Source organism: Tenggerimyces flavus, from assembly GCF_016907715.1.
In the GTDB taxonomy this organism is placed as follows: Bacteria; Actinomycetota; Actinomycetes; order Propionibacteriales; family Actinopolymorphaceae; genus Tenggerimyces; species Tenggerimyces flavus.
Genome location: NZ_JAFBCM010000001.1, coordinates 4760236 through 4785108 on the forward strand (window position 1 = coordinate 4760236; position 24873 = coordinate 4785108).

At 68.9% G+C, this 24873-nt stretch carries 22 protein-coding genes, 3 tRNA genes and 1 riboswitch; of the genes, 11 read left to right on the forward strand and 14 right to left on the reverse strand.

The genetic code is table 11. The features are described from left to right. Nucleotides 1–269 precede the first annotated feature (269 nt). Complete coding sequence (locus tag JOD67_RS22180) at nucleotides 270–662, reverse strand: nuclear transport factor 2 family protein (protein ID WP_205119623.1); 393 nt, start codon at nucleotides 660–662, stop codon at nucleotides 270–272. 71 nt (nucleotides 663–733) lie between these two features. Here JOD67_RS22180 and JOD67_RS22185 point away from each other — a divergent pair, with 71 nt between their 5' ends. Beyond that, a complete protein-coding gene (locus JOD67_RS22185) occupies nucleotides 734–2611 on the forward strand; it encodes a glycoside hydrolase family 127 protein (protein ID WP_205119624.1) in 1878 nt (625 codons plus the stop codon). A gap of 111 nt (nucleotides 2612–2722) precedes the next feature. On the opposite strand, the gene JOD67_RS22190 is transcribed toward JOD67_RS22185, so the two are convergent. Continuing rightward, nucleotides 2723–3739, reverse strand: coding sequence for a LacI family DNA-binding transcriptional regulator (locus JOD67_RS22190; protein ID WP_205119625.1), 1017 nt, complete (start codon nucleotides 3737–3739; stop codon nucleotides 2723–2725). 123 nt (nucleotides 3740–3862) lie between these two features. Here JOD67_RS22190 and JOD67_RS22195 point away from each other — a divergent pair, with 123 nt between their 5' ends. Further along, complete coding sequence (locus JOD67_RS22195) at nucleotides 3863–4876, forward strand: alcohol dehydrogenase catalytic domain-containing protein (protein ID WP_205119626.1); 1014 nt, start codon at nucleotides 3863–3865, stop codon at nucleotides 4874–4876. Continuing rightward, nucleotides 4873–5847, forward strand: coding sequence for a Gfo/Idh/MocA family protein (locus tag JOD67_RS22200; protein ID WP_205119627.1), 975 nt, complete (start codon nucleotides 4873–4875; stop codon nucleotides 5845–5847). Before JOD67_RS22195 ends, JOD67_RS22200 begins: the two co-directional genes overlap by 4 nt. Before the next feature lie 6 nt (nucleotides 5848–5853). Here JOD67_RS22200 and glyA read toward each other — a convergent pair whose 3' ends face one another. Both glyA and JOD67_RS22210 read right to left on the reverse strand, forming a co-directional pair. Continuing rightward, the gene (gene glyA, locus JOD67_RS22205) at nucleotides 5854–7119 is read right to left on the reverse strand and encodes a serine hydroxymethyltransferase (protein ID WP_205119628.1); all 1266 of its coding nucleotides are present in this window, start codon (nucleotides 7117–7119) and stop codon (nucleotides 5854–5856) included. A gap of 35 nt (nucleotides 7120–7154) precedes the next feature. After that, nucleotides 7155–7248, reverse strand: a riboswitch (ZMP/ZTP riboswitch). Between the two features lie 3 nt (nucleotides 7249–7251). Further along, entirely contained in the window at nucleotides 7252–8925 is a 1674-nt protein-coding gene (locus tag JOD67_RS22210; RefSeq protein ID WP_307782501.1) for an acyl-CoA dehydrogenase family protein, read from the reverse strand. Between the two features lie 18 nt (nucleotides 8926–8943). Between JOD67_RS22210 and JOD67_RS22215 the strand changes: the two genes are divergently transcribed. Further along, nucleotides 8944–10077, forward strand: coding sequence for a YihY/virulence factor BrkB family protein (locus JOD67_RS22215; RefSeq protein WP_239553971.1), 1134 nt, complete (start codon nucleotides 8944–8946; stop codon nucleotides 10075–10077). An 88-nt stretch (nucleotides 10078–10165) separates the two neighbouring features. Beyond that, nucleotides 10166–11743, forward strand: a complete 1578-nt coding sequence (locus JOD67_RS22220) for a right-handed parallel beta-helix repeat-containing protein (protein WP_205119629.1) — start codon at nucleotides 10166–10168, stop codon at nucleotides 11741–11743. On the opposite strand, the gene JOD67_RS22225 is transcribed toward JOD67_RS22220, so the two are convergent. Together JOD67_RS22225 and JOD67_RS22230 are read right to left on the reverse strand one after the other, a co-directional pair. After that, entirely contained in the window at nucleotides 11740–11931 is a 192-nt protein-coding gene (locus JOD67_RS22225; RefSeq protein ID WP_205119630.1) for a hypothetical protein, read from the reverse strand. The genes JOD67_RS22220 and JOD67_RS22225 overlap by 4 nt on opposite strands. After that, a complete protein-coding gene (locus JOD67_RS22230) occupies nucleotides 11925–12482 on the reverse strand; it encodes a class I SAM-dependent methyltransferase (RefSeq protein WP_205119631.1) in 558 nt (185 codons plus the stop codon). Before JOD67_RS22230 ends, JOD67_RS22225 begins: the two co-directional genes overlap by 7 nt. A 28-nt stretch (nucleotides 12483–12510) precedes the next feature. On the opposite strand from JOD67_RS22230, the gene JOD67_RS22235 reads away from it, so the two are divergent. After that, nucleotides 12511–12963: a MerR family transcriptional regulator gene (locus JOD67_RS22235; RefSeq protein WP_239553972.1), complete on the forward strand. Its 453-nt coding sequence runs from the start codon at nucleotides 12511–12513 to the stop codon at nucleotides 12961–12963. On the opposite strand, the gene JOD67_RS22240 is transcribed toward JOD67_RS22235, so the two are convergent. Together JOD67_RS22240 and JOD67_RS22245 are read right to left on the reverse strand one after the other, a co-directional pair. Further along, nucleotides 12924–13724, reverse strand: a complete 801-nt coding sequence (locus tag JOD67_RS22240; RefSeq protein ID WP_205119632.1) for an alpha/beta hydrolase — start codon at nucleotides 13722–13724, stop codon at nucleotides 12924–12926. The two genes, JOD67_RS22235 and JOD67_RS22240, sit on opposite strands and share 40 nt — an antisense overlap. Nucleotides 13725–13812: 88 nt before the next feature. Further along, complete coding sequence (locus tag JOD67_RS22245; protein ID WP_205119633.1) at nucleotides 13813–15654, reverse strand: ABC transporter ATP-binding protein; 1842 nt, start codon at nucleotides 15652–15654, stop codon at nucleotides 13813–13815. Between the two features lie 89 nt (nucleotides 15655–15743). Between JOD67_RS22245 and JOD67_RS22250 the strand changes: the two genes are divergently transcribed. The 3 genes from JOD67_RS22250 to JOD67_RS22260 all read left to right on the forward strand — a co-directional run bounded on the left by JOD67_RS22250 (nucleotide 15744) and on the right by JOD67_RS22260 (nucleotide 19330). Continuing rightward, complete coding sequence (locus JOD67_RS22250) at nucleotides 15744–16331, forward strand: TetR/AcrR family transcriptional regulator (RefSeq protein ID WP_205119634.1); 588 nt, start codon at nucleotides 15744–15746, stop codon at nucleotides 16329–16331. Nucleotides 16332–16693: 362 nt separating this feature from the next. Next, nucleotides 16694–17905, forward strand: a complete 1212-nt coding sequence (locus JOD67_RS22255) for an MFS transporter (RefSeq protein ID WP_205119635.1) — start codon at nucleotides 16694–16696, stop codon at nucleotides 17903–17905. Nucleotides 17906–18283: 378 nt separating this feature from the next. Further along, entirely contained in the window at nucleotides 18284–19330 is a 1047-nt protein-coding gene (locus JOD67_RS22260; RefSeq protein WP_205119636.1) for a hypothetical protein, read from the forward strand. A gap of 162 nt (nucleotides 19331–19492) precedes the next feature. Here the strand turns inward: JOD67_RS22260 and JOD67_RS22265 are convergent. The 4 genes from JOD67_RS22265 to JOD67_RS22280 form a co-directional block, all read right to left on the reverse strand. Further along, nucleotides 19493–19564, reverse strand: a tRNA-Val gene (locus JOD67_RS22265). A gap of 9 nt (nucleotides 19565–19573) precedes the next feature. Then, a tRNA-Cys gene (locus JOD67_RS22270) sits at nucleotides 19574–19644 on the reverse strand. 44 nt (nucleotides 19645–19688) lie between these two features. Continuing rightward, a tRNA-Gly gene (locus tag JOD67_RS22275) sits at nucleotides 19689–19761 on the reverse strand. Nucleotides 19762–19843: 82 nt separating this feature from the next. Beyond that, nucleotides 19844–21010, reverse strand: a complete 1167-nt coding sequence (locus JOD67_RS22280) for a CapA family protein (RefSeq protein ID WP_205119637.1) — start codon at nucleotides 21008–21010, stop codon at nucleotides 19844–19846. 81 nt (nucleotides 21011–21091) lie between these two features. Between JOD67_RS22280 and JOD67_RS22285 the strand changes: the two genes are divergently transcribed. Then, nucleotides 21092–21919, forward strand: coding sequence for an aminotransferase class IV (locus JOD67_RS22285; protein ID WP_239553975.1), 828 nt, complete (start codon nucleotides 21092–21094; stop codon nucleotides 21917–21919). Nucleotides 21920–21932: 13 nt separating this feature from the next. Here JOD67_RS22285 and JOD67_RS22290 read toward each other — a convergent pair whose 3' ends face one another. Together JOD67_RS22290 and mraY are read right to left on the reverse strand one after the other, a co-directional pair. Further along, entirely contained in the window at nucleotides 21933–22418 is a 486-nt protein-coding gene (locus tag JOD67_RS22290; RefSeq protein ID WP_205119638.1) for a GNAT family N-acetyltransferase, read from the reverse strand. Nucleotides 22419–22442: 24 nt separating this feature from the next. Beyond that, nucleotides 22443–23522, reverse strand: coding sequence for a phospho-N-acetylmuramoyl-pentapeptide-transferase (gene mraY, locus JOD67_RS22295; RefSeq protein WP_205119639.1), 1080 nt, complete (start codon nucleotides 23520–23522; stop codon nucleotides 22443–22445). Nucleotides 23523–23626: 104 nt separating this feature from the next. Between mraY and JOD67_RS22300 the strand changes: the two genes are divergently transcribed. Next, nucleotides 23627–24238 (forward strand): DUF2625 family protein, encoded by a 612-nt coding sequence (locus tag JOD67_RS22300; protein ID WP_205119640.1) that lies wholly within the window; start codon nucleotides 23627–23629, stop codon nucleotides 24236–24238. Nucleotides 24239–24873 lie beyond the last annotated feature (635 nt).

A 24873-nucleotide genomic window follows, 5' to 3' on the forward strand; every position in this document is an offset into this window, starting at 1 on the left:
CACTACGGGGGACCGGCGCGGTCACGCGCTCCGTCGGGAATACGACAGGCGCGTCAGCGCGCCTGGAGACACAGCATTGCGGCCATCCGCCCGAAATCGAGATGACGACGACCCACGAGCATCGGGGTCACGGGCGGGAACATAGCGTCCAGGGTCCACGAGTCAGTGCCCATGTGACAACCAAGTCGTCCAGGATCCGAGATGGCGTCTCAAATTCCGATCACCGTGGTAGGGAATGGATTCGCGCTGTAAGACCTGGTCAGGCTCGGTCAGAACATGCCGTTGTCGTGAGCCGCGGTGTCCGGAACGGTCTGCAGGACGTCCCAGTGCTCGACGACCTTGCCGTCGGCGTCGACGCGGAAGATGTCGATGCCGGCGTAGTCGTGGTCGTTCGGCCAGGTCTGGTGGCAGTGCAGGACGACGTACTCGCCCTCGGCGATCGTGCGGACGAAGCGAACGTGCTTGCCGGGGTAGTCCACGGCCATCCGTTCGAAGTACGCGACGAACGCCTGCTTGCCGTCCCCGACGTCGGGGTTGTGCTGGGTGTACGTGGCGCCGGCGTACTTCTCCATCGCCTCGGCGGGCCGGCACTGGTTGAACATCAGGTCGTAGAACGCCTGGACGTTCTGCTTGTTGCGCTCAAGGTCCTTGCTGCTTGTCACGTCGGACAGCATGGCGCAGAAACGGTCGGCAACAAGTTGCCTCGGCTCGTCGGCGGGTGTGAGATCGGCTCATGTCCTCTCTAGACGCGGGGCCGGTGGCTCCGCTCGCGCCGACCTCGTTCACGCCCCTTCCGCTGCCGGCCGTCGAGCTCCACGGCGGGTTCCTTGGCAACCTGCAGGACGCGAACGGGGCGACGTCGATCCCTCGGGGCGCGGCGCACCTGGAGCGCGAGCGGGCCTGGCTGAACTTCGACAATGTGGCACTTGGGACATCGAGTCCCAAGTACCACGGGCCGTGCTTCGAGGACGGCGAGGCGTACAAGTGGCTCGAGGCGGTCGCGTGGAACGCCGGCCGGACGAGCGATTCGGAGCAGCTCGCCTGGCTGGACGCGTACTCCCGCCGCATCGCGGCCGCGCAGGCCGACGACGGCTACCTCAACACGTACGTGCAGAGCGGACAGCGGGCCAGCCGGTACGAACGGCTCGCCTGGGACCACGAGATCTTCAACAACGGCGCGCTGATCCAGTCGGCCGTCGCGCAGTTCCGCGCGACCGGCCGCTCGGCGCTGCTGGCCGTGGCGATCGCCGCGGCCGACCACCTCGACCGGACGTTCGGCCCAGGCCCGGACAAGCGCGCCGGGACGTGCGGCCACCCGGTCGCGGAGATGGCGCTGGTCGAGCTGTACCGGACGACGCGCGAGTCCCGCTACCTCGAGCTCGCGCGCTACTTCGTCGACGTCCGCGGCCACGACCTGCTGGAGCCGACGCACGCGTTCGGCGACGCGTACCACAGCGACCGGATCCCGGTGCGCTCCACGCTGGTGCCCGAGGGCCACGCCGTGCGCGCGATCTACCTCGCCGCTGGCGCGACCGACGTCGCTGTGGAGACCGGCGACGCGGCGCTGCTCGCGGCGCTCGAGCGGCAGTGGGAGGGGATGGTCGAGCAGAAGACGTACGTCACCGGCGGGCTCGGGAGTCGCTGGGAGGGCGAGTCGTTCGGCGACCCGTACGAGCTGCCGTCCGACCGCGCGTACGCCGAGACCTGCGCCGCGATCGCCGGCATGCAGTGGAACTGGCGGCTGCTGCTCGCGACCGGGAACCCGCGGTATGCGGACCTGTTCGAGCGGCAGTTCTACAACGCGGTGCTGCCCGGGGTGTCGCTCGACGGGGCGGCGTACTTCTACGCGAACGCCCTGCAGCTGCGTGGCGGTGCCGTCGCGACCGACACGCGGATGGCGGCGGCGGGGCGGCAGCAGTGGTTCGGGTGCTCGTGCTGTCCGACGAACCTGATGCGGACTTTGGCAAGCCTGCATGGGTATCTGGCGTCGTCGACGGAGGAGGGTGTGCAGCTGCACCAGTACGCGTCGTCGTCGGTGCGTGCCGGTGAGGTGTCGTTGGTGGTCGAGACCGACTATCCGTGGTCGGGCCAGGTCGCTGTGACCGTTGAGGATTCTCCGTCGACGCCGTGGACCTTGGAGCTGCGGATCCCGGCCTGGGCGGCCGGTGCCACGCTCGATGGCAAGGCGGTCGAACCCGGAACGTACGCGTCGGTGCGCCGAACCTGGCGGCCGGGGGAGCGGCTCGTGCTCGACCTCCCGATGGCGCCGCGGTTCACCGCCGGCCACCCGCGCGTGGACTCGGCCCGCGGCTGCGTGGCGATCGAACGCGGCCCGCTCGTGTACGCGGTGGAGCAGGTCGACCAGGAGGACGGCCTGCTGGTGGACGACCTCGTGATCGACCCGGACCTGTTGGACGAGTGGCGCGACCCCGCCCTAGCCGACTTGTTGGACAGATCTCGGCATAGAGACCGAGATCTGTCCAACAACTCCAGTGGCGTGCCGGTCGCGATCGCCCGGGACGCTGGCCGGCCGGTGCGAGCTGTCCCGTACTTCCTGTGGGCCAACCGCGAGGTCGGACCCATGCGCGTCTGGCTCCCCGTCCACCCCTAGCCACCACTTCACCCACCCAACCGGGGTTCTCCCACGTGGGAACGGCCCTCCGCACCCCGGTTCGGTGGGCAAAGTCGGACTGAGTTGTGGATGGCGGGGTCGCCGCTTGAGCTACGTGGGTGGGGCTGCGTCGTCGGTGGAGGCGCGGACGACGAGGTGGCAGGGTACGTGTTCGCGGCCGGCGTGGGGGTTGCCGGCTATCGCGTCCAGCAGGCGCTGCGCGGCGAGCCGGCCGACGGCGGGGAGGCCGAGGTCGACCGACGTCAGGGGTGGGCGGGCGCCGTGGGCGATGAACTCCCAGTTGTCCGTCCCGATCAGCGCGACGTCCTCGGGTACGCGCCGGCCGAGCTCGCGCAGGCTGTCGGCCACGCCGCGGGCGAGGATGTCGTTGCCGCAGTAGATCGCGTCGACGTCCGGCGCCGAACGCAGCAGCATGTGCGTCGCCTGCCGCCCCCAGGCCTCGGTCCAGTCACCGAACAGAGGCGGCACCGCCAGCGACAAGCCGCCGTCAGCCAGCGCGGAGGCCAACCCGGCGGCACGCCGGCGCGAGGCGTCGAACCACTCCGATCCCGTGAGGTGCGCGACCCGCCGCCGACCGAGCCGGATCAGGTGCTCGCCGGCGAGCCGCCCGGCCGCCACGTCGTCGACCAGGATCGAGCAGTCGCCGGCACGAGCGGACGGCGTCAGCGCGTACACGACCGGTACGTCGGCCGAAACTTCCAATGGCGCACGCTCGTTCGACGTCCGCCCCGTCACGATGAACCCGTCCACCCGGCGCCCGAGCAGGACGTCGACGTAGTGCTGCTCGCGGATCGGGTCGTCCCTGCTGTCGCACAGGAACACCGAGATCCGCCCCGCCCCGAGCGCGTCCTCCGCGCCGAGCATGACCGGAACGCTGAACCGTTCGAAACTATCGGTGGTGATCAGCCCGACCGTGTAGCTGCGCCGCTCGAACACGCTGCGCGCCAACGCGTTCGGGCGGAAGTCGATCTCCTCGGCCGCCGCGAGGATCCGGGCCCGCGTCTCGCGCGCGATCTGGCCGGTCCCGTTCAGTGCCTTCGACACGGTGCCGGGGGAGACGCCGGCGCGCGCGGCGACGTCGCGTACGGTCGCGCGCTTCTCGCCCATGGCCACCTCCGGAATGTTTCCGGAAACACGATAGCAGCCGAGATTCGAACGATCCTTGACGGAACCTCCGCCCGCTGGCAGCGTGGAGGCAACATGTTTCCGGCCTTCGCCAGGAGAGTCGCCGTGCCCCGATCCGGAACCGTCCCGCGCTTTCGCGGCAACGGAGTCATCGAGTTCGAGCCCCACGAGTACCGCGACCCAGGCCCCGACGAACTGCTGCTCGCGATCGGCGCCAACGCGATCTGCGGGACCGATCGGGGCGAGTACCGGAACGGCAGTCCGATAGTTCCGGGCCACGAGGCCGCCGGTGTCGTCATCGCGGCCGGCGCGGACACCACGACCGCACCGGGTACGCGCGGCGCGGTCTACCTGATGGACTTCTGCGGAACGTGCCGCAGCTGCAAGCTCGGCGCGACCAACCAGTGCCTCGCCAAGCGCGGCGACTTCGGGCAGAACGTCGACGGCGGGTACGGGCCGTACGCGATCTCGCACGAGAGCAACTTCTTCCCGATCGACGACGCGACCACGTTCGCGCAGGCCACGATGCTGCTCGACGTCATGGGCACCAGCGGCCACGCGCTGCGCCGCGCGGCGCAGGTCCGCGAGGACATTGAGAGCGTCTACATCGCCGGCGCCGGCCCGATCGGGCTCGGCCTGTTGGTGATGACCCGGATCAAGTACGGCGCCGACTTCCCGATCCTCGTCAGCGACCTCAGCGAGTGGCGGCGCGAGTTCGCCGAAACTTTCGGCGTGGGAGCGGTCGATGCGAATGATGCGGAAACGGTCCGAAACTTCCAGCCGGACATGGCGTTCGACTCCTCCGGCAAGGGCGCGGCCCGCCAGCTCGCCATGTCAGCACTGAGCAAGCGCGGCTCGCTGATCTGCGTCGGCCACGGCGAAGGACTCGAGCTGAACGTGTCGCGCGACCTCATCGCGCCGGAACGTGCGGTGCTCGGCAGCGAGTACTTCCGGTACGACGAGATGCCCGACAATCTTCAACACCTGCAGGAGAATCGCGACCTCGTCGGCCGCGTGATCACGCACGAGCTGCCGGTCGAGGAGCTGCCGAAGGCGTTCGAGCTGTTCCTCTCCGGAACTACCGGAAAAGTTGTGATCGTCCAGGAGCCCGGCGCATGACTCGCGTCGCGATCGTCGGTGCGGGCGGCTGGGGTGCGCAGCACGCGCGGATCTTCGCCGGCCGCGCGGACACCGAGCTGGTCGGAATTCTCGGACGAACGCCCGAGAAAACCGCGGCACGTGCGGCCGCGTATGGCACGACGCCCTACCCCGACCTCGACCGACTGCTCGCCGAGGCACAACCGGACCTGGTGACGGTCTGCCTCCCGAACGAGGACCACTTCGAGCCAACGTTGAAGCTGATCGAAGCCGGTGCCAACCTGCTCGTCGAGAAGCCGCTCGTCTTCGACCTCGAAGAAGCCGACCGCCTCCTCGAAGCGGCCGACCAGCAAGGCACGTTCTTCGCGATCAACTTCAACCACCGCTACGCCGAGCCGTTCCTGCGCGCCAAGAAGGCCATCGACGAAGGCCAGCTCGGCGACCTGGTGTTCCTCACCTGGCGGTTCGGCGGCGAGGCCAACCGCGGCAGGTCACCGCACGCGAACCTGATCGAGACCCAGTGCCACGGCTTCGACCTGCTCGAGCACCTCGGCGGCCCGATCGCGTCGGTCGCCGCGCAGATGACCGACAAGACGTACGGCGCATTCAGCACCATCGCGCTCGCGCTCAAGTTCGCGAACGGAGCTGTCGGCACGCTGCTCGGAAGTTACGACTCGTCGTACGCCTATCCCGGTACCCAGCACGTCGAGGTCAACGGCACCCAAGGCCGCCTCACCGTCGACGACACCGTCCGCAGGTTCACGCTCTCGCGAGCCGGTGAGGAGACCCGCCAGGTCTGGGAGGCCGGCTACTTCCACGACGAGGCCCGAAACTTCCACGCGACGTTCGACCGCCACGTCGAGGCGCTGCTCACCGCGTTCCGCAAGGGCGAGCCACCGCCGATCCACGCCCGGGCCGGCCGCAGGGCGCTCCAGCTCGCCCACGCGGCGATCGAGTCGTTCGAGACCGGTCGCCGCGTGGACGTGAGCTAAGAACCCTCAGGCAGACCAGCCCGGGATCGGGAACGCCTTGGTGAACTCGCGCACCTCGGCACCGATCCGGTCCAGCGCGTCGCCGTCGTCCTTCTTCGCCGCCTCGACCGCGTCGTCCATCCACGCGGCGATCTGCGGCATGTGCTCCGGCGCCATCCCGCGCGTCGTCACGGCCGGCGTCCCGATCCGGATGCCCGACGGGTCGAACGGCTTGCGCGTGTCGTAGGGGACCGTGTTGTAGTTCAGCTCGATCCCCGCGCGGTCGAGCGCCTTCGCCGCGGGTTTGCCGGCGATGTCCTTCGACGTCAGGTCGACGAGGATCAGGTGGTTGTCCGTGCCGCCCGAGACCAGCGAGAACCCCCGCGCGTTCAGCGCGTCCGCGAGCGCCTTGGCGTTCGCGACGATCTGGTGCGCGTACGTCTTGAACTCCTCGGTCGCCGCCTCGGCAGCGGCCACCGCGATCGCCGCGGTGGTGTGGTTGTGCGGCCCACCCTGCAGACCGGGGAAGACCGCGCGGTCGAGCGCCTTCGCGTGGTCGGCGTCCGACATCAGCATCGCGCCGCGCGGACCGCGCAGCGTCTTGTGCGTGGTCGTCGAGATCACCGGCGCGTGTCCCACCGGCGACGGGTGCGCGCCGCCGGCAACCAGGCCGGCGATGTGCGCGATGTCCGCGGCGAGCAGCGCGTCGACCTCGGCCGCGATCGAGGCGAACGCCTCGAAGTCGATGGTCCGGGGGATCGCCGTGCCACCGCAGAAGATCAGCTTGGGCCGTTCCTTCAGCGCGAGCTCGCGGACGGCGTCCATGTCGACGCGGCCCGTCTCGCGGACGACCTCGTACTGCACCGAACGGAACCACTTGCCGGTCGCCGAGACGCTCCAGCCGTGGGTGAGGTGGCCGCCCATCGGCAGCGCCATGCCCATGACGGTGTCGCCGGGCTGCAGGAACGCCAGGTAGATGGCGAGGTTGGCGGGGGAGCCGGAGTACGGCTGGACGTTCACGTGCTCGACGCCGAACAGCGACTTGACCCGGTCGATCGCGAGCGTCTCCACCTGGTCAATGAGCTGCTGGCCCTCGTAGTAACGGCGGCCCGCGTACCCCTCGGAGTACTTGTTCGTCAGCACGGTCCCGGTCGCCTCGAGCACCGCTCGAGAGACGTAGTTCTCGCTCGGGATCAGCCGGATCTTCTCGAACTGCCGGCGGCCCTCGGCCTCGACGAGCTCGGCGATCTTCGGGTCGGAGTCGGCCAGCTTGGCCATCAGGTCGAGTGTCATGCGATTCCTCCTGGGTCAGGACATCTTCGTATTGACCCAGGCACCCAGGCGCGCGGTGCCCGTGCTTCGTACGGACGGTGTCGCTCCCCGATGGTCGGTTCCATCCCAGCGCCAGTCGCGACCCGCCCGAGCTTAGCGTCGCGGGGTCGCGCGCTCGACGATGGCCTTCGCGTCGACGCCTACCGGAAGAGTGCCGAAAGTTCCGCCGGCGTCTCGCCCCAGACGGGAGGCGCAGAACGCGTCCGCCACGGCCGCGGGCGCGTGCCGGACCAGCAGCGAGCCCTGCAGAACGAGCGCCAACCGTTCGGCCATCCGCCGCGCGCGGAACTCCAGCGACTCCAGGTCGGCGAGCGACCGCAGCACCTCGTCGGTCGCCGCGTCCAGCCGCGCGTCCGCCCCGCGCGCCGCGCCGATCTCGCTCAGATACGCCTCGAGCGCCTCCGGCTCGCGCTGCAACGCCCGCAGCACGTCGAGCGCCTGCACCGAGCCCGACCCCTCCCAGAGCGAGTTCAGCGGCGACTCGCGGAACAGCATCGGCAGCCCCGAGTCCTCGACATACCCGTTGCCGCCGAGGCACTCCAACGCTTCGGCGACGAGCCACGGCGTGCGCTTGCAGACGAGGTACTTGCCCAGCGGCAACGCCAGCCGCAGGAACGCCTGCTCGCCGGCGTCGACGGCGTGCGCGAGGCGAAGTGCCAACCAGGTGGCGGCTTCCTGCTCGACGGCGAGGTCGGCGAGCACGTTCGTCATCGCCGGCTGGTCAGCCAGCACAGCGCCGAACGCCGACCGGTGCGCCGCGTGCCAGGTCGCCTCCGCGACCGCCTTCCGCATCTGCGCGGCCGAGCCGAGGACGCAGTCCAGCCGGGTCGCCGCGACCATCTCGATGATGGTCGGCACGCCACGCCCCTCATCGCCGAGCAGCCACCCGACCGTTCCGTCGAACTCGACCTCAGACGAGGCGTTCGACCGGTTGCCGAGCTTGTCCTTCAACCGTTGCAGGGCGAACGGGTTGCGCGAGCCGTCCGGCAGCACGCGCGGCACCACGAAGCAGCTCAGCCCGCCGGCGGCCTGGGCGAGCACGAGGAACACGTCGCACATCGGTGCCGAGCAGAACCATTTGTGCCCGGTCAGCACGTACGTCCCGTCGCCCGTGGCTTCGGCTCGGGTCGTGTTCGCGCGGACGTCCGACCCGCCCTGCTTCTCCGTCATCCCCATGCCGGCGAGCGCGCCGCCCTTCGTGGCGGGGGCACGCAGCCCGGGATCGTAGGATCGCGCCGTCAGCAGCGGCGTCCACAGCGCCGACAGCTCGTCGGAGGCCCGCAGCGCCGGCACCGCGGCGTACGTCATCGTGATCGGGCAGCAGTGCCCGGCCTCGACCTGGTGCCACAGGTAGTAGCCAGCCGCCCGGGTGAGGTGCGCGTCCGGCTCGCCCGAGGTCCACGGCGCCCCGTGCATGCCGAAGCCGACCGCCTGGTCCATCAGCGTGTGCCACGCCGGGTGGAATTCGACCTCGTCGATCCGATGGCCGTACCGGTCGTGCGTCCGCAGCACCGGCGGGTTGCGGTTGGCCTGGAACGCCCAGTCGCGCGCCTGCTCCGAGCCCGCGAGATGCCCGATCTCGGTGAGCCGCTCGGTCGTCTGCGGACTCGGATCGGCGCCGACGAACCGGGCGTACGCGTCGGTCAGCGCGGCGTCGTTGGCGCGGGCGTCGTACGGCGCGAGGGGCGGCGGCTGGTTCGTCACGGCATGGGTAGACCGGCTGCGTACCGAGGCGTTCTGTGGCGTTGCGGGGATGGAGGCGTCCACCCGGTTACCGTATGCCCCATGGCAGCGGAGACGGCGAGAGCCGAGCGCTCCCAGCCCCCGCGAGTCAGGGCCGTGCTGGGGCAGGTGCGGCGCGGCCTGACCGTGCCATGGCGGCTGCTCAAGGGCACGGTCTCCTCCTGCATGAAGTACCGCGTCACCGGCCTCGCGGCCGAGGGCGCGTTCTTCGCGGTGCTCTCGCTGCCGCCGCTGGTGTTCGGACTCGCCGGAACTCTCGGCTACGTCGTCGGAATTTTCGGCTCCCAGACCGTCGAGAGCGTGAAGTCGGAGATCGTCGAGATCGCCCGCCGCGCGCTGACCGAGGACAGCGTGCAGAGCGTGATCGTGCCGACGTTGGACGCGGTGCTGGACCGCGGCCGCGCGGACATCATCTCGATCGGTTTCGTGCTCGCGTTGTGGTCGGGCTCGCGGGCGTTGAACGTCTTCATCGACACGATCTCGATCATGCACGGGCAGGCGGGTAAGCGCGGCATCGTCAAGACCCGGTTGCTCTCGTTCTCCATGTACATCGTGGCGTTGGGCATCGGCGTCGTCGTGCTGCCGCTCGTGCTCGCGGGTCCGTCGATCGTCGCGCAGATCCTGCCGCCCAACCTGGACTTCCTGAACGACCTGTACTGGCCCGTGGTGTTGATCCTGTCCACCGCGTTCGTCGCGACGCTCTACCACATCGCGGTGCCGTTACGGTCGCCCTGGCTGCACGATCTGCCCGGCTCGGTGCTGGCGCTGGCGATGTGGATCGGCGGCTCGTACCTGCTCCGCTGGGTGCTCGGCGCGTCGATCGGCGGCGAGTCGACCTCGATCTACGGACCACTCGCCGCCCCGATCGCGGTGCTGTTGTGGCTGTACCTGATCGTGATCACGTTGCTGATCGGCGCCGCCTTCAACGCGACCGTGCACAAGCTGCTGGACGAACGCCAGGAACGCCGCGTCACGGCCTCGCGACCACCCGAGCCCGAGCTGAGCTCGGCCACCGTGGCCGAGCTCGACCTGGACGACCGCGACGAGCCCGAAGAACCCGAGGTGGACCAACCCGCCTCCGGCGAACCCAACGTGAGCGAGCCCGACGACACCGAGCCAGACGTGCGCGAACCCGAGGTGACCGCCCCCGAGGTCCAGCGCGAGCGATTGTCGTAGCCGCTCGGTGCTCGTAAGGAATGAACGATCACCTCGAAACTCCCGGAAGTTCTAGACATGGAACGGTGTCCCTGGTTCGATCGCGCCCATGACATGGGGGAATCGTGGACGTGCCATCGTTGTCGCCCTGCTCGCGATCGGTGTGGGGTTGATCGTCCCTGCCGAGGCCTCGGCAGGGGAGTGGCCCACCACCCCGCCGGCCCAGATCTGCGGCAACAGCGAGATCCTGGACGGGCCGTCGACGGCGCCGCCGGGGGCGGTCACGGTGCCGGCAGGCGACAACAACGACCTGTTCTTCGACTTCCGTGATCCGAACCAGACGTTCTGGTTCGCTCCCGGCGTCCACACGATGGGCACGGACGTCTTCGGGCAGATCGAGCCAGGCCCTGGGACCACGTTCATCGGCGCTCCGGGGGCGATCTTCGACGGCCAGGGCGTCAACATGTTCGCCTTCACCCAGCACGCGCCGAACGTCACGATCAGCCACCTGACGATCCGCAACTTCAACGCGCCGCAGGACCAGGGCGTGGTGAACCACGACGGCGCGGCCGACTGGACGGTCGAGTACAACACGATCACCGAGAACAACGGTGCCGGACTGATGGCCGGCTCCAACAACACGTACCGGTACAACTGCATCAAGGACAACGGCCAGTACGGCATCAACGCCTGCTGTGGAACGGACTCGCCCAGCGGTGACATCCAGAACTGGGTCCTCGACCACAACGAGATCGTGGGCAACAACGCCGACGACTGGGAGAACCAGGTCCCCGGCTGCGGTTGCAGCGGCGGGGTGAAGTTCTGGATCAACAAGGACGTCACGGTCACGAACAACTGGGTCCACGACAACCGCGGTGTCGGACTCTGGCTGGACAACAACAACCGCGGCTTCGTCGTCGAGCACAACCTGATCGAGGACAACGACGCGCAAGCTCTGTTCATCGAGGCCGGCTACGACGCGCTCGTGCGGCACAACCTGTTCCGGCGCAACGCGTTCGTCGAGGGCCGCAGGTTCGCTGACCGCGGGAACAACTTCCCGGTCGGTGCGATCTACGTCTCCGAGAGCGGAAGCCCGGCAGGCTACGACCTCAAGACCTCGCCGATGCTGATCAGCGACAACAGCTTCGACGACAACTGGGGCGGGATCGTGCTCTGGGAGAACGCCGACCGGTACTGCTCGTCCGAAGCGCACACGCATCCGCCGTACTGCACGATCAAGACCGACCTGTACGACGACACGCAGTGCGAGACGACCGTCGAGAACGACATCCCGGACGGCATCGACAAGTACCGGTGCCGCTGGTCGACGGAGAACATCGTCGTCGAGAACAACGAGTTCCACCTCGACAAGGCGGCGATGGGCGCGAGCTGTGTGGGTGCCGACTACTGCGGGATCAACGGGCTCTTCTCCAACTACGGCTCGTTCGACGAGTTCCCCGGGTTCGAGATCCCCTGGCGCCTCACGTTCCTTCAGCAGAACGTGTTCCGGAACAACCACTACACAGGCGACTGGAAGTTCGCCGGCTTCGAGACCACGCGCCCCGACGGCGCCCGCGTCACCTTCCAGGACTGGACGGCGCCGGCGCCCGAGATCCCGGACGAGTACACCTCCGACAACCGGCCGACGACATTCGGCCAGGACCAGGGCAGCACCTACACCGGCTAGGTCGTCGGCTTCGTTCCGGCGCCGAGGAACATCGGCATGCCGAGTACGAGCCGGTTCTCCGTCGCGCGGCGACGCTGGTCCGCCAGCCACTCTTCGGCGGCACTCGCCTCGACCGCCTCGGCGGCGACCGCTCGTTCGGCCATCATGCCGAGGACCGGCAGCGCGTACGTCGGATCGGTCATCAGCATGAGCCGCCCCTCGAGCTCGACGTCGGCGAAGCCGGCGCCGGCGAGCAACGCGCCATAGCGGCGCGCCACTCTCGGATGCGGCTGGACGGCCGCGGTGGCGAGGACGATCGTCCTGGTGAGGTCGGCGTCGGTGGCGTCGACGATGGCGGCGTCCCAGTCCTGGGCGAGTAGGACGATTCGCCCGCCTGGCTTGAGGATTCGGTACGCCTCGGCTGCGGCGGTCGCTGGTAGAGCTTCTCGGCGCGGTAGCCGTCGATGGAACCGTTCGCGAACGGCAACTCCTCGGCGCCGGCCTGTTCGAAGCGAGCGTCGGGGTGCAGTTCGCGGGCGACGGCTAGTGCGTCGGCGCTGACGTCGACACCGATCGCGTTCATGCCGCGCGCCAACAGCTCGCCGACCGCCGTACCACCGCCGCTGCCGACGTCGAGCACGGTGTCGCCGGGCTTGGGTGCGAAGAGCTTGTACGAGCGTTCCCGCAACGCGACGGCGTCCGCCTGCGCGTCGACCGCGAGCAGGAAGGTGGTCAGATCGTCGATCTTGGTCTTGTTCATGCCGTCGACAGTGCCTTTTGATGTGGACATGAAGTCAACAGGCACGGAGCTGACGATCGGCGAGCTGGCGGGGCGATTCGGCCTCGGCGCACATGTCGTACGGCACTGGGAGTCCGTCGGCCTGATCGCGCCCGCGCGGCGCGTGCACCGGTGGCGGCGGTACGGCAGGGAAGCGCTCGGTCGGGTGGCCATGATCCTGATCGGCAAGCAGGCCGGACTGAAGCTGTCGTCGATCCGGGCGATGCTCGACGCACCGGACCGGGCGAGCCGCCAGGACGTGTTGCGGGACCACCACGACCAGCTCGAGCGCCGCATCGCCGAGCTGCGAGCGGCGCAGGAGCTGATCGGGCACGGGCTGGCGTGCCCGCACGAGAACTTCGTCGAGTGCCCGGACTTCCAAGCCCGGGTGGAAGAACGCGTCGCCGCCGGAGGCGACGGTGATCAGGTTCGCGCGTTCCTGACGGCCCACGCGAGCACGTAGTCGGCGATCTCCTCCCAGCCCGGCGCGGCGGGCAGCAGGTGCGGCTTGCTGCCGAACTCGACGACCTCGGTCAGCGTGTTCGGCGCCTTGTAGTGCGCGGCGTTCGACCACTGCACCTTCGGCGGCATGATCTTGTCCTCGCTGCCGGCGACGAACAGCAACGGCGCGCGGTTGTCGTTGTGGTAGTCGGCCCACCCGCCCTGCTTGCCCGGCGTGAGGTTGGCGAGCGCGCTCTCGAACAGGATCGAGCCCGACACCGGCACCGCGTACCGCTCGTACAGCGCGCGGGCCTCCTTCTCGGGGAAGGTGCCTGTGAACGCGTAGTTCCAATGCTCGAAGTCGTACCGCACGGCCTTGTGCCGGTTCGCCGGGTTCTTGAGCACCTCGAGGAACGACTTCACCTGGGTGACCGGAACGACCGGAACACCCTCGGTGGGTGCGGAGTTCAGTGCGACGCCACACGCGCCGAAACCGTGGTCGAGCAGGATCTGCGTGAAGCAGCCACCGGCGGAGTGGCCGATGATGATCGGCGGCGCGTCGAGCTCGCGGATGACTGACTCCAGATGCTCCACGATGCCCGGAATCGTCAGCAGCTCAACGGGTTTGGGGTCTTCGTTCAGCGCTTCGACCTCGACCTCGAAGCCGGGATACCCCGGCGCGATGACCCGGTGCCCTTTGCTCTCGTAGTGCGTGATCCAGTGCTCCCAGCTTCGCGGCGTGACCCAGAAGCCGTGCACGAGCACGATGGTGTGTGGGGCCATGGCAGGGTTCCTCCCCTTTGTCACAGCGGTGGTGCGTCCTCTTCGCTCACCATGACAGGGGAGGACCCCTGCGCCTAGGGTGTGGCTCTCACATCCAGCCGCGGAAGCGGCCGACCGAGGGGGCCGCGACCTCGACCTCCTCCACCTCTTCGTCCTCCACCACAGGCGACTTCGGTGCGAGCGTCGCGATGCGCAGCGCGGCGACCAGGTCGCGGTAGAGCTCGTCGCGCTCCAAGAGCTCCAGGTGCGTGCCGGTCGCGCGCACCTTGCCCGCATCGAGCAGCACGATCTGGTCGGCGTCGATCACCGTCGACAGCCGGTGCGCGATCGTCACCACCGCACCGCGCGCGGACAGGTCGTGGATCGACTGCTGCACCGCGGCCTCGGTCAGTCCGTCCAGCTGCGCGGTCGCCTCGTCGAGCAGCAGGATCTCCGGATCGGACACGAGCGCGCGGGCGAGCGCGACGCGTTGCCGTTCGCCGCCGGAGATCGCGGTCGTCGACAGCACGGTGTCGAGCCCGTCGGGGAGCTCGCGGACCCGTTCCTCCAACCGGACGGCCCGCAACGCCTCCCAGAGCTGCTCGTCGGTCGCCTCCTGATGGGTGTAGCGGAGGTTCTCCGCGAGCGTGCCCGGAACGAGCGGCGTGTCCTGTTCGACATACACGATCCGCCGCCGCAGGCTTTCCAGCGGCCACCGGTCCAGCGACAGCCCGTCCAGCTCGATCGTCCCGTGCTCGGGATGCAGGAATCGCAGCATCAGCGAGAACATCGACGTCTTGCCCGCGCCGGACGGGCCGATGATCGCGGTGTGTCCGATCCGCTGTACGTCCATCGTGACGCCGGCCAACGCGGGCGCGCTGTCCGGGCCGTACCGCGCGGTGACGTCCCGGAACGACAGCACGGTCCCGTTCACCGGCGCGGGCTCGGCCGCATGCGCGTCCGTGGGCTGGTCCTGCTCGACCTCGAGGCCCTGGATCTCGCGGATCCGCGACGCGGCGGCGATGCCCGACTGCAGGCTCGTGATCACCTGGGACAGCTCCATCGCCGGACCCATCAGCTGGAACGCGTACAGCAGGAACGCGACCAGCGCCGAGATCGTGAGCGCGCCGGCGTTCACCCGGTATGCGCCGATGCCGAGGATCAGCATGATCGCGAGCGAGATGCCCGCGCCGACCGCGGTCCACGCCACCGCCTCGATGCGTACCGCGCGGACGCTCTGCCGCTGCGACTCGGCGGCCTCGGCGAGAATCCGGTCGGACTCGCGCTGCTCGGCGCGGCTGGCCTTGACCGTACGGATCGCGCGCATCGCGCCCTCGAGCACGCCGCCCAGCCGCCCGATCGCGGCCTGCGCCTGCTCCTGCGCCTTGGACAGCTTCGGCATCAGCAGCGCCACGATCGCGGCGATGCCTGCCAGCGTCGCGGCCGTCGTCGCGAGCAGCACCCAGTCGAGGACGGCCATCAGGACGAGCGCGCCGACCAGGCCGATCAGCCCGTTGACGAGCGAGACGATGCTTCCCGCCGCGGCCTCGCGGAGGAGCACGGTGTCGGAGGTGACGCGGGTGACGAACTCACCGTTCGACCGGCCGGTCAGCTCGCTGATCCGTACCCGGAACAGCCGGCGCACCATCGAGCTGCGCGCCTCGTAGATCACCCGCTCGCCGAGCTGGCCCATGATGATCCACTGCACCAGGCCCAGCCCGGAGCCGAGCACGAGCAGCGCGGCGAGCAGGCCCACGACCGGGGCGAGCGGGGCGTTGGTCTGAAGGCCGTCCAGGACTTGCTTGGTGACCATCGGGGTGGCGAGGGACATGCCGGTGACGGCGATGCCCAGCACGAGCCCGAGCAGGACGACTGCTCGGTGCGGTTGTACGAACGTCCAGAGCACTCGGAGGTTGGCGAACCTCTTTTGATCATCGTTCTGCGATCCCATGACTGCAGGATATCAATTTGGGACACCAAGGTGCCAATGAGAATTTCTCTGGTTCCGTTAGGGGTGGTGATGGCCTTATATTGGAGCGCGTGATCAGGTCAGAGACAGCCGAGTCGGGAACGCGGGGGCGCACCCGACGGGCCATCCTCAGTGCGTCGGTGTCGGTGCTGGGCCGCAACCGGTCCGCGACGCTCGCCGACATCGCCGACGCCGCGGAGGTGGGGCGGAGCACGTTGCACCGCTACTTCGCCGACCGCGACGAGCTCGTCCGGGCGACCGTGGACGAGTCGTTCGCGGCGATCGGCCGAGCCATCGAGGAGGCGGAGATCGGGGAGGGCCCGGCCATCGACGGGCTGCGGCGGCTGGTGGCCGGCATGGTCGAGGTGGGGGACCAGCTGATCTTCCTGTTCGGGGACTCGGGCCTGTTCGACCAGTACGCGGCGGAGACCGGCGACGACCCGCGCGAGCCCGACGCGGACGAGGTCGCGGTGATCGCGTTGATCGAACGCGGCCAGGCCGAGGGCACGATCGACCCGAACGCCAACCCCCGTTGGATATATGGCGTGCTGTGGGGGATGGTCTACACCGGCGTCGAGGCCGCGAACGAAGGCACCCTGCCCCGTCACGGCATCGGCGCCGCGGTGATCCGCATGATCGAACGTGGCATCCAGCCCTAGCGCATGTTGCATACGTCGGTCGGTTCTGGCGGATGGGTACCGATGCCGCTCTACCTGGCGAGTGGGTGCTGTACGCGGGGTGTATCCCACGTAGAGCGGCAAATGATCATGTAAACATGATCATTTTGCCGTTCCGTCGCTCCAGCCACCTTCGTCATAGGTCCTAGCCGCTGCCCGTCCCCAGCTGAGCGCACTTTGCCCACCGAACCGGGGTTGGAGCACGTCCTGGCGGCCCGTGGAGCCCCGATTCGGTGGGTGAAGTCGCAGCAACTGTGGACGGGGCGGGGTTGGAGGTCGAGCTGCACTCTCGGCCTGGCGGGGGGCGCCAGCGTGGCGCCAGGAGGGGTTGGCATGCTCTGCGGGTGGACGGGGGCCGCGTCACCTATGCCGACATCTTCGCCGTGCGCGAGTTCCGCGCGCTGTTCGCCAGCCGGACGTTGTCGACCATCGGCGACTACGTGGCCCGAGCGGGGCTCGTCATCGCCGTCTACAACGAGACCAAGTCGACCGCGCTGCTCGGCATCACGTTCGCGCTGACCTCGCTGCCGGACCTGGTCGGCGGCCCGCTCCTCGCCGGTCTCGCCGACCGGTTCCCGCGCCGCGCGGTCATGGTCGCCTCCGATGTCGGCCGGGCGATTCTGCTGCTGGTCATGGCGATTCCCGGACAACCGCTGATCGCTCTTTGGATCCTCCTGTTCGTCATCAGACTGATGGACTCGCCGTTCCTCAGCGCGTACCACGCCACGATGTCGGTCGTCCTGCCCGGCAAACAGCAACTGGTCAAGGGTTCGGCGGTCACGCAACTCGTCAACCACCTCTCGTACACCGTCGGGTACGGCGCTGGCGGGATGATCGTGTCGCTCACCGGACTGTCCGCGGTGCTGATCGTCAATGCCGGCACGTTCGTCCTGTCCGGGGTGATCATCCTGCTCGGCGTGCTGTCCCGCCCGGCGACCGCCGTGGGCCGGACCTCCTTGCTGGGTTCGGCTTGGACGGCGACGCGCTTCATCTTCACCCATCCACGGCTGCGGCTCGTCATGTTCTTCACGGTGCCGATCGCCGCGACCCTGGTCTGCGAGACACTCGCGGCACCGTACGCCGCACAGCTCGGCCTCAGCTCGGCGTCCGCCGGGCTGTTCATGGGAGCGAGCCCGGCCGGCATCGTCGTCGGGCTCTGGCTGCTCCCGTTGCTGATCCGGGATCAACGCGGCATCCATGTGACGGTCCTGTCGATCGCCAGCGGCGCCCCGTTGGTGCTGTTCCTCTTTGTGCCGACGGCGTGGCTCGCCTGCCTGCTCATCGCCGTCGCGGGGATGGCTCTGTACTTCTGGATCCCGCTCGCCGCCGAGTTCACCCAGACCGTCCCGGACGACATGCGTGGCCAGGCGGTCGGTCTGCTCACGACGTCGATGCGGGTCACCCAGGGGCTCGCGATCCTCACGTTCGGGCTCGTCGCGCAGTACGCCTCGCCCAGCGTGGTGATCGCGGTCGGCGGCGCGATCGGAACGGTACTGGCGATCGCGCTGTCCGTCGCCTGGGCGCGGACGAGCACGGTGCCCGACCCTCAGCGGTGACGGTACGCGGCCACCACCTCCACCTCGATCAGCCAGCCCTGAACAGCGAGATTCGCCATGCCCAGCGAGGCTCTGGCCGGTCTCGCCTTGTTCGCGTAGATGGGCTCGGCCAGCACGCCCGGCGGCGCCATCAGGCGGTGGGGTTGCCGGCGGCCGGACCGAGCCCGCTACTCGTGTACGTCGCGACCAGGCTGCCGACAGCCGGTTGACGGCGTGGCCAGGTGCGGAAGGCGTAAATGGCCATGACAGGGGGTATCGATGGGACTTACGCTTGGGTAACACGAATGCGGAGGAGCGCAGAGGAATCATTGGTGATTCGGCAGTTCTTCCAGGTCGACCCGTGGATCTTCTTCTTCTCTCAGTAAGGAACAACTCGACGTGTATGAACGTGCGCGTGCCTTCGTCCGCCCGGTGGCGCTTCCGGCTCACCACGGACCTGACGCCACGACCTCGCTTTTCGCCGACGCTGTCGTAGAGCTCGTCTCCGAGCAAGCGTCCTCGTCCGATCCGGCCGAGCTGGTCCGCTGTCTGAGCGGCCGCGTGCGGTCGCTGGCGTTGAGCGAGCCCGCGTGGGTGGCGCGGTTCTTGCCTTGGCTACGGATGTCGTCTGTGGTGTCCGGGTGGTCTCCGGTGCCTTTGCTGGCGCTCGAGGCGGCTCAGGTGATGCTGCGGTCGGGGCGTTCTTCGTTGGTGCGTGCGCTCGTTGGGGCGGTCTTGCAGCGCGCTGACGAGCCGGGGTTGGCGGTGTCGTACTGGCGCTCGTCGTTCGGGCCGGTGCTGCCCGCGCCGGTGCGGGAGGGGATCGCGGACGCGGTGGTGCGGTTGTACGACGAGCGGGGCTACTTGTCGTACGGGCGTGCTGGGTTGCCGTTCGGCGCCGTCCTGGCGGCGGTGGAGGCTCCGCCTCGTACGGTCGCTCAGGAGGACCTGTTCTCGTACCTGCTGGACGGTGCCACGGGGTCGATCCCGCAGACGCTGGCGGTGCTGAAGGCGAACGCGTGGCTGTGGGGAATCCCGGCGGAGGAACGCTGTGAGCTCCTCGCCGACTGGGGACCGTCGGCATCGACGATCCTGACGGGCGCGGGGATGATCTGGACGTCGGTCCGCTCGTGGCTCTCGGCGCCGATGGACGCCTTCTCGTGGGAGGCGGTCGTGCCGATGATGGAGTACGCGGACCTGGTGGCCCACCTGGCGGACTTCGACGAGGCCGGAGTGCCGGGGGTGGGGATCGCTACTCGGCTGGCGGACCCGCTGGAGATCGCGCTGGCCGACCGCCCGCGTACGGCTCTGTTGAGACTCGTGAACCCGTCCGAACGCTGGCTGTGGTCTCTCCGAGAGGCGTTGAGCCTTTGTCTGACCCACCCGAGCGAGCCGGAGCCGCTGGCCCTCATCGAAGCAGCAAGAAACGGCCAATGGCCGTTCTAACGGCCGAAGGCCGACGCTGGTAAATGACCGGAGCAACCCCTGGGGCCTGCAAGGAGCAAGCAACGTGGGGGGGTCTGGGGGGGGCTCGGCCCCCCAGTGTGGCGCCGATCGCCGTGGGGCAGGTGGCCGAAGGCCAACAACCAGATTTCACCCAAGATCGGGTGGGCGATACTGGGATTGAACCAGTGACCCCTACCGTGTCAAGGTAGTGCTCTCCCACTGAGCTAATCGCCCTCGCAAGCGAGGTGGAGACGGGATTTGAACCCGTGTACACGGCTTTGCAGGCCGTTGCCTCGCCTCTCGGCCACTCCACCGTGGTGCCCTGGGGCGTAGAGCCCCAGACCCCAAGGCATCTCCGAGCGGACGACGGGATTCGAACCCGCGACCCTCACCTTGGCAAGGTGATGCGCTACCAGCTGCGCTACGTCCGCATCGCGCCAACAGTTCTCTGGCGCGTTGAGAACTGTAGCCGATGTAGGCGCGGGGCTGAAACTCAGGGGTCCCGCGTGTCGATCACCGTACGGCATCCAAGTCCGCGCAGTCGCGCAATTTCTCGTAGGCCTCCAGCAGCTCGTCGGCACGGTCGCCGGTGGCGAACTCGGGGAGTCCGGACGGGGTGACGACGCCGGGTGCCCACTCGGAGTCGGTGACCTCGCCGTCCGGGCGGACAGCGACGGTGAGGACTCCGGTGCGGGCGGAGATGTTGGTCTTGCGGGAGTACCAGATGAAGTTGCCGAGGCCGTACGAGACGAACGTGTCGCCGTGCATGCCCGAGCCGAGCTGGATGTGGGCGTGGCTGCCGACGATGATCGTGGCTCCGGCCTCGGCGACCTTGTCCGCGAGCTCGCGTTGGAGGTCGGTCGGGCAGCCCTGGTACTCCGTGCCCCAGTGCAGGTAGACCACGACGATGTCGGCGTCCTTCTTGGCGTCGCGGACCGCGCGGACGATGCGGGCGGGGTCGATCGCGACGGCGATGCCGGGGGAGTCGGCTCCGGCCGTCCAGTTGTCCGTCGTCGGGTCGCGGAACGCGTCGGCGCCGAGGACCGCGACCTTGGTGCCGCGGATCGTAGTCTCGTATGGTTTGAAAGCTTCTGTCCTGTTCTTACCGATTCCCACGACGGGGATGGCGCCGTTCTCCTTGGCCTCCAGCGACTCCTCGAGGCCGTCACGCCCGAAGTCGACGCCGTGGTTGTTGGCGAGCGTGACGACATCGATGCCGGCGTTCTTCAGGGCCTCGAGCGCGGTCGGCGGCGTGCGGAACCTGAAGCGCTTCTGCTCCGGTGAGCCTCCGGTGGCGATGGCGGTCTCGAGGTTGACCATCGTGAGATCCGCCTTGGCCGTGTAGTCGCGGAGGTCTCGCAGCGAGTTCTCGGGGTCGTCGAGCAGGGCGCGTACCTGCTCCTCGAAGTGCACGTCGCCGGCGAACGCGAACGTGAGCTCGTCGTCTGCCTTCGGCTTTTCCGGCTGCTCCGGGGACTTGGTCGGGCTCGCTTTCGCGGGGGCCTCGGGCTGGGGCGTCGAGGTCTTGGAGGGGCTGGTCGCGGGCTTGGGCGCCGTCGAGGTCTTCGGCGGGTCGGGTTGGACGTTCACCGGATCCTGGAGGCATCCGGCCAACGAGCTAGCCGCGAGACAGCCGAGCAAAACCACCGTGGCGGCGGGGCCGGGCCGTGAGGGGCGCATGCTCGGAAGGGTAGGAGCACCTTGTGCGGCGGCTGACCGTAGGGTGGTTTGTGACGTCCCGCGAAGATGGAGAGGCCTGTGATGTCCACGATCCAGATGTGGGTCAACGGTCGGCTGGTCGACGACCCGCACGCGGCTGCTTTGGCGCCGACGGACCACGGCCTGACCGTGGGCGACGGGGTGTTCGAGACGCTGAAGGTGACCGGTGTGCCGTTCGCCCTGACCCGGCACCTGGCACGGTTGTCGCGGTCGGCTTCGGGGTTGGGGCTTGGCGAGGTGGATCTGGACTTCGTCCGTCGCGGGGTTGCTGAGGTGCTTGCCGCGTGGCCATCTCCTCTTGGACGACTGCGGATCACGGTGACCGGAGGGCCGGGGCCTCTGGGGTCGGAGCGCGGGTCCGCGGGGCTGACGGTGGTCGTGGCGGTGACGTCGTTGGCAGCTTGGATCTCGTCGACCGCGGTGACGACGGTGCCGTGGGTGCGGAACGAGCGGGGCGCTTTGGCGGGGCTGAAGTCGACCTCGTACGCGGAGAACGTGGTGGCCTTGGCGTACGCGCAGGCTCGGGGTTCTTCGGAGGCTCTGTTCGCGAACACGGTGGGGGACGTGTGCGAGGGAACGGGGTCGAACGTCTTCGTCGTCCTCGGCGGCCGCTTGCTCACGCCGCCGCTGACCTCGGGGTGTCTCGCGGGGGTGACCCGCGAGCTGGTGCTGGAGTGGGCGGGCGGCGAGGAGGCCGACCTGCCTCTGGGTTCGCTGGAGGCGGCGGAGGAGATCTTCCTGACGTCGACGACGCGGGATGTCCAGGCCGTCCACACGCTGGACGGTCGGCCGCTGGTGTCACCGGGGCCGATCACGGCGAAGGCCTTGGAGACGTTCACGCGGATGGCCGCGGAGCACGTCGACCCCTAGACGGGCGGTCGGGTCAATCTGCCTCGTTGCCCCTGTCAGTCACGCGAAAGCCCCGGCTGAGGTAGTTCGGAACGGTGTGCGGGTGCTCGTCGGGAACCGTCCACAGCCACACGCGGGTCGTCGGCGGCCGCCACGCCAGTGCCGTGATCCGGGAGACGAAGTCGCCGCCGATGCCGCGACCTTGGAACTCGGGGATGACACCGATCACGACGATCACGACGTGGCCGTTGCGCTGCCAGCCAACCTCGGCGAACCCGACGGGCCGGTCGGCGACGTTGGCGACCCACGTTCGGATCTCCTTGGGACTCAGCTCCTTCTCCCACTGCCCGGCCGACCACCCACTCCGACCACCGCCATCCGCCCAGATCTCCTTGTACAGCTGGCAAACCGTGGGGGCGGCGGACGCGTCCACCTCCTCGATCCCGAGCTCTGGAATCTCGGCCGCGGCGCGTAGCTGTGCCGGATCGGTCATCTCCAGATTGACGCCGGTTCGTTCCATGGCCAGCACGGTAGTGCTCGTTGCCTAGTTGTGCGTGAGCCATTCGGCGTAGAAGATGCCGAGGCCTGCGGCGACGAGGATGCCGGCGATGATCCAGAAGCGGATCACGATCATGATCTCCGGCCAGCCCTTGTGTTGGTAGTGGAACTGGATCGGCGAGCTCCGGAACAGCCGGCGGGGTGTGCCGGTGAGGCGTCGGGTCAGCTTGAAGTAGCCGCGCTGGATGATCACCGAGGCGTTGCCCGCGACGTACAGGCCGCCGATGACGACGAGCAGCAGTTCGGTCCTCGTCATGATGGCCAGCCCGGCGATGACGCCGCCGAGTCCGAGCGCGCCCGTGTCGCCGATGAAAATCCTTGCGGGGTTGCAGTTCCACCAGAGGAACCCGCCGCACGCGGCCGCCAGCGAGAACGCGAGCACGGCGAGGTCGTACGGGTCGCGCGCCTGGTAGCAGCCAGGCAGGGCGGCCGCGGCGCAGGACTGGTTGAACTGCCAGACGCAGACGATCGTGTAGCCGGCGAAGACCATCGTGCAGGTGCCGGCGGCGAGCCCGTCGAGGCCGTCGACGAGGTTCACGCCGTTCGACGTGGCGGAGACCATGAAGAGCGCCCAGAGGACGAACACGACCGCGCCGAGTTGGACGGCCGGTAGGTCGCGGACGAAGCTGAGGAACGTCGATGCGGGGGTGAGCCCGTGTTCGTTCTGCAGGTTGATGGCGAGAACGGCGAACACGACGCCGATGACGACCTGGCCGACGATCTTGGTGCGGCCGCGGAGCCCGAGGTTCCGTTCGCGCGTGATCTTCACGTAGTCGTCGAGGAACCCGACCGCTCCGAGACCGACGAGCAGGAACAGGCCGAGCAGTCCCGACGCCGACGGCAGTGCGCCGACGACAAGATGCGCGACGAGGTAGCCGATCGTGGCGGCTGCGATGACCGCCGTCCCACCCATCGTCGGCGTGCCCTGCTTGACCTGGTGCTCTTCCGGCAGGTCGACGTGGATGGGCTGCCCGAGACCTTTGCGTACGAAGAACCTGGCGAGCAGCGGAGTCAGCACGAGAGAGAGCACGAGCGACACGCCGCCGCCGAGGAGGATCGCCTTCATCCAGGCCCCACATCCCCCTCGCCGCCGCTGATTTCCGGGGTCGACCCTAGCGAAGCGTCCGGGCGCTCCGACTCAGGGCTGGCCGTTGGTGGAAGACTGCGCGGATGGACGCAGGAGCGTGGGACGAGATCCGCACGGCGGCGCAGGCATCGCCGTATCCGGTGGAGCTGCTGGCCGCGGATCCCGACCGCGCGTCGTCGTGCCTTGCGCGGTTGGGGATCACCACGAACTCATGGCTCGGTGCGATCGTCGCCCACACCGGCGGCGTCCTCGTCGACCACGGTTGGCTGCGCGTCCTCGGCAGCGGTGTGAACGGACTCCCCGAGGTCGGCAGCATTATCGATCGAACGTTAGGCCTGCTCATCGTCGGCCACGACGTCCTCGGCGGCCAGTTCGCCTGGGTACCACCAGCCGCCGGCGCGCCGCCGACCATCCACTTCTTCGCGCCGGACACCCTTTCCTGGCTGGACACCGAGCTTGGCTACGCCGCCTGGCTGGACGCGGTCTTCGCCGGCTCCTTGACGCAGGTCTACGACACCCTCCGCTGGCCAGGTTGGGAGAACGAAGTATCCGCGTTGGCATTCGACGAGGGGATCCACACGTACCCTCCACCCTCAACAGTGGAAGGCGAGGACCTCTCGAAGGTCTCTCGGAAGGCCGTGCCGATCGCCGAGCTGTGCGAGTTCCATCACGAGCTGGCTCGGCAACTCCGATGACCGGAGTGTGGCGAATGCCGCGACCACTCGGCCGGCTCGCGGCCGGCTCGCGGCCGGCTCGCGGCCATCACGATTCGCGGGTCCGGGGCTCGGCCCCGGGGGGAACGACAAAGGGCCAGTGGGGGGAGCGGCGAATGCCGCGACCACTCGGCCGGCTCGCGGCCGGCTCGCGGGCACCACGATTCGCGGGTCCGGGGCTCGGCCCCGGGGGGAACGACAAAGGGCCAGTGGGGAAGCGGCGAATGCCGCGACCACTCGGCCGGCTCGCGGCCGGCTCGCGGCCGGCTCGCGGCCATCACGATTCGCGGGTCCGGGGCTCGGCCCCGGGGGGAACGACAAAGGGCCAGTGGGGAAGCGGCGAATGCCGCGACCACTCGGCCGGCTCGCGGCCGGCTCGCGGGCACCACGATTCGCGGGTCCGGGGCTCGGCCCCGGGGGGAACGACAAAGGGCCAGTGGGGGGAGCGGCGAATGCCGCGACCACTCGGCCGGCTCGCGGCCGGCTCGCGGGCACCACGATTCGCGGGTCCGGGGCTCGGCCCCGGGGGGAACGACAAAGGGCCAGTGGGGGGAGCGGCGAATGCCGCGACCACTCGGCCGGCTCGCGGCCGGCTCGCGGGCACCACGATTCGCGGG

Coding starts and splice junctions, on each gene's coding strand:
- JOD67_RS22245 (WP_205119633.1), bottom strand. CDS start 15,654: ATGGGATCGCAGAACGATGATCAAAAGAGGTTCGCCAACCTCCGAGTG.
- glyA (WP_205119628.1), bottom strand. CDS start 7,119: ATGACACTCGACCTGATGGCCAAGCTGGCCGACTCCGACCCGAAGATC.
- mraY (WP_205119639.1), bottom strand. CDS start 23,522: ATGAAGGCGATCCTCCTCGGCGGCGGCGTGTCGCTCGTGCTCTCTCTC.
- JOD67_RS22230 (WP_205119631.1), bottom strand. CDS start 12,482: ATGAACAAGACCAAGATCGACGATCTGACCACCTTCCTGCTCGCGGTC.
- JOD67_RS22225 (WP_205119630.1), bottom strand. CDS start 11,931: ATGCTGATGACCGATCCGACGTACGCGCTGCCGGTCCTCGGCATGATG.
- JOD67_RS22235 (WP_239553972.1), top strand. CDS start 12,511: ATGAAGTCAACAGGCACGGAGCTGACGATCGGCGAGCTGGCGGGGCGA.
- JOD67_RS22200 (WP_205119627.1), top strand. CDS start 4,873: ATGACTCGCGTCGCGATCGTCGGTGCGGGCGGCTGGGGTGCGCAGCAC.
- JOD67_RS22280 (WP_205119637.1), bottom strand. CDS start 21,010: ATGCGCCCCTCACGGCCCGGCCCCGCCGCCACGGTGGTTTTGCTCGGC.
- JOD67_RS22215 (WP_239553971.1), top strand. CDS start 8,944: ATGGCAGCGGAGACGGCGAGAGCCGAGCGCTCCCAGCCCCCGCGAGTC.
- JOD67_RS22240 (WP_205119632.1), bottom strand. CDS start 13,724: ATGGCCCCACACACCATCGTGCTCGTGCACGGCTTCTGGGTCACGCCG.
- JOD67_RS22285 (WP_239553975.1), top strand. CDS start 21,092: ATGTCCACGATCCAGATGTGGGTCAACGGTCGGCTGGTCGACGACCCG.
- JOD67_RS22185 (WP_205119624.1), top strand. CDS start 734: ATGTCCTCTCTAGACGCGGGGCCGGTGGCTCCGCTCGCGCCGACCTCG.
- JOD67_RS22190 (WP_205119625.1), bottom strand. CDS start 3,739: ATGGGCGAGAAGCGCGCGACCGTACGCGACGTCGCCGCGCGCGCCGGC.
- JOD67_RS22290 (WP_205119638.1), bottom strand. CDS start 22,418: ATGGAACGAACCGGCGTCAATCTGGAGATGACCGATCCGGCACAGCTA.
- JOD67_RS22300 (WP_205119640.1), top strand. CDS start 23,627: ATGGACGCAGGAGCGTGGGACGAGATCCGCACGGCGGCGCAGGCATCG.
- JOD67_RS22220 (WP_205119629.1), top strand. CDS start 10,166: ATGACATGGGGGAATCGTGGACGTGCCATCGTTGTCGCCCTGCTCGCG.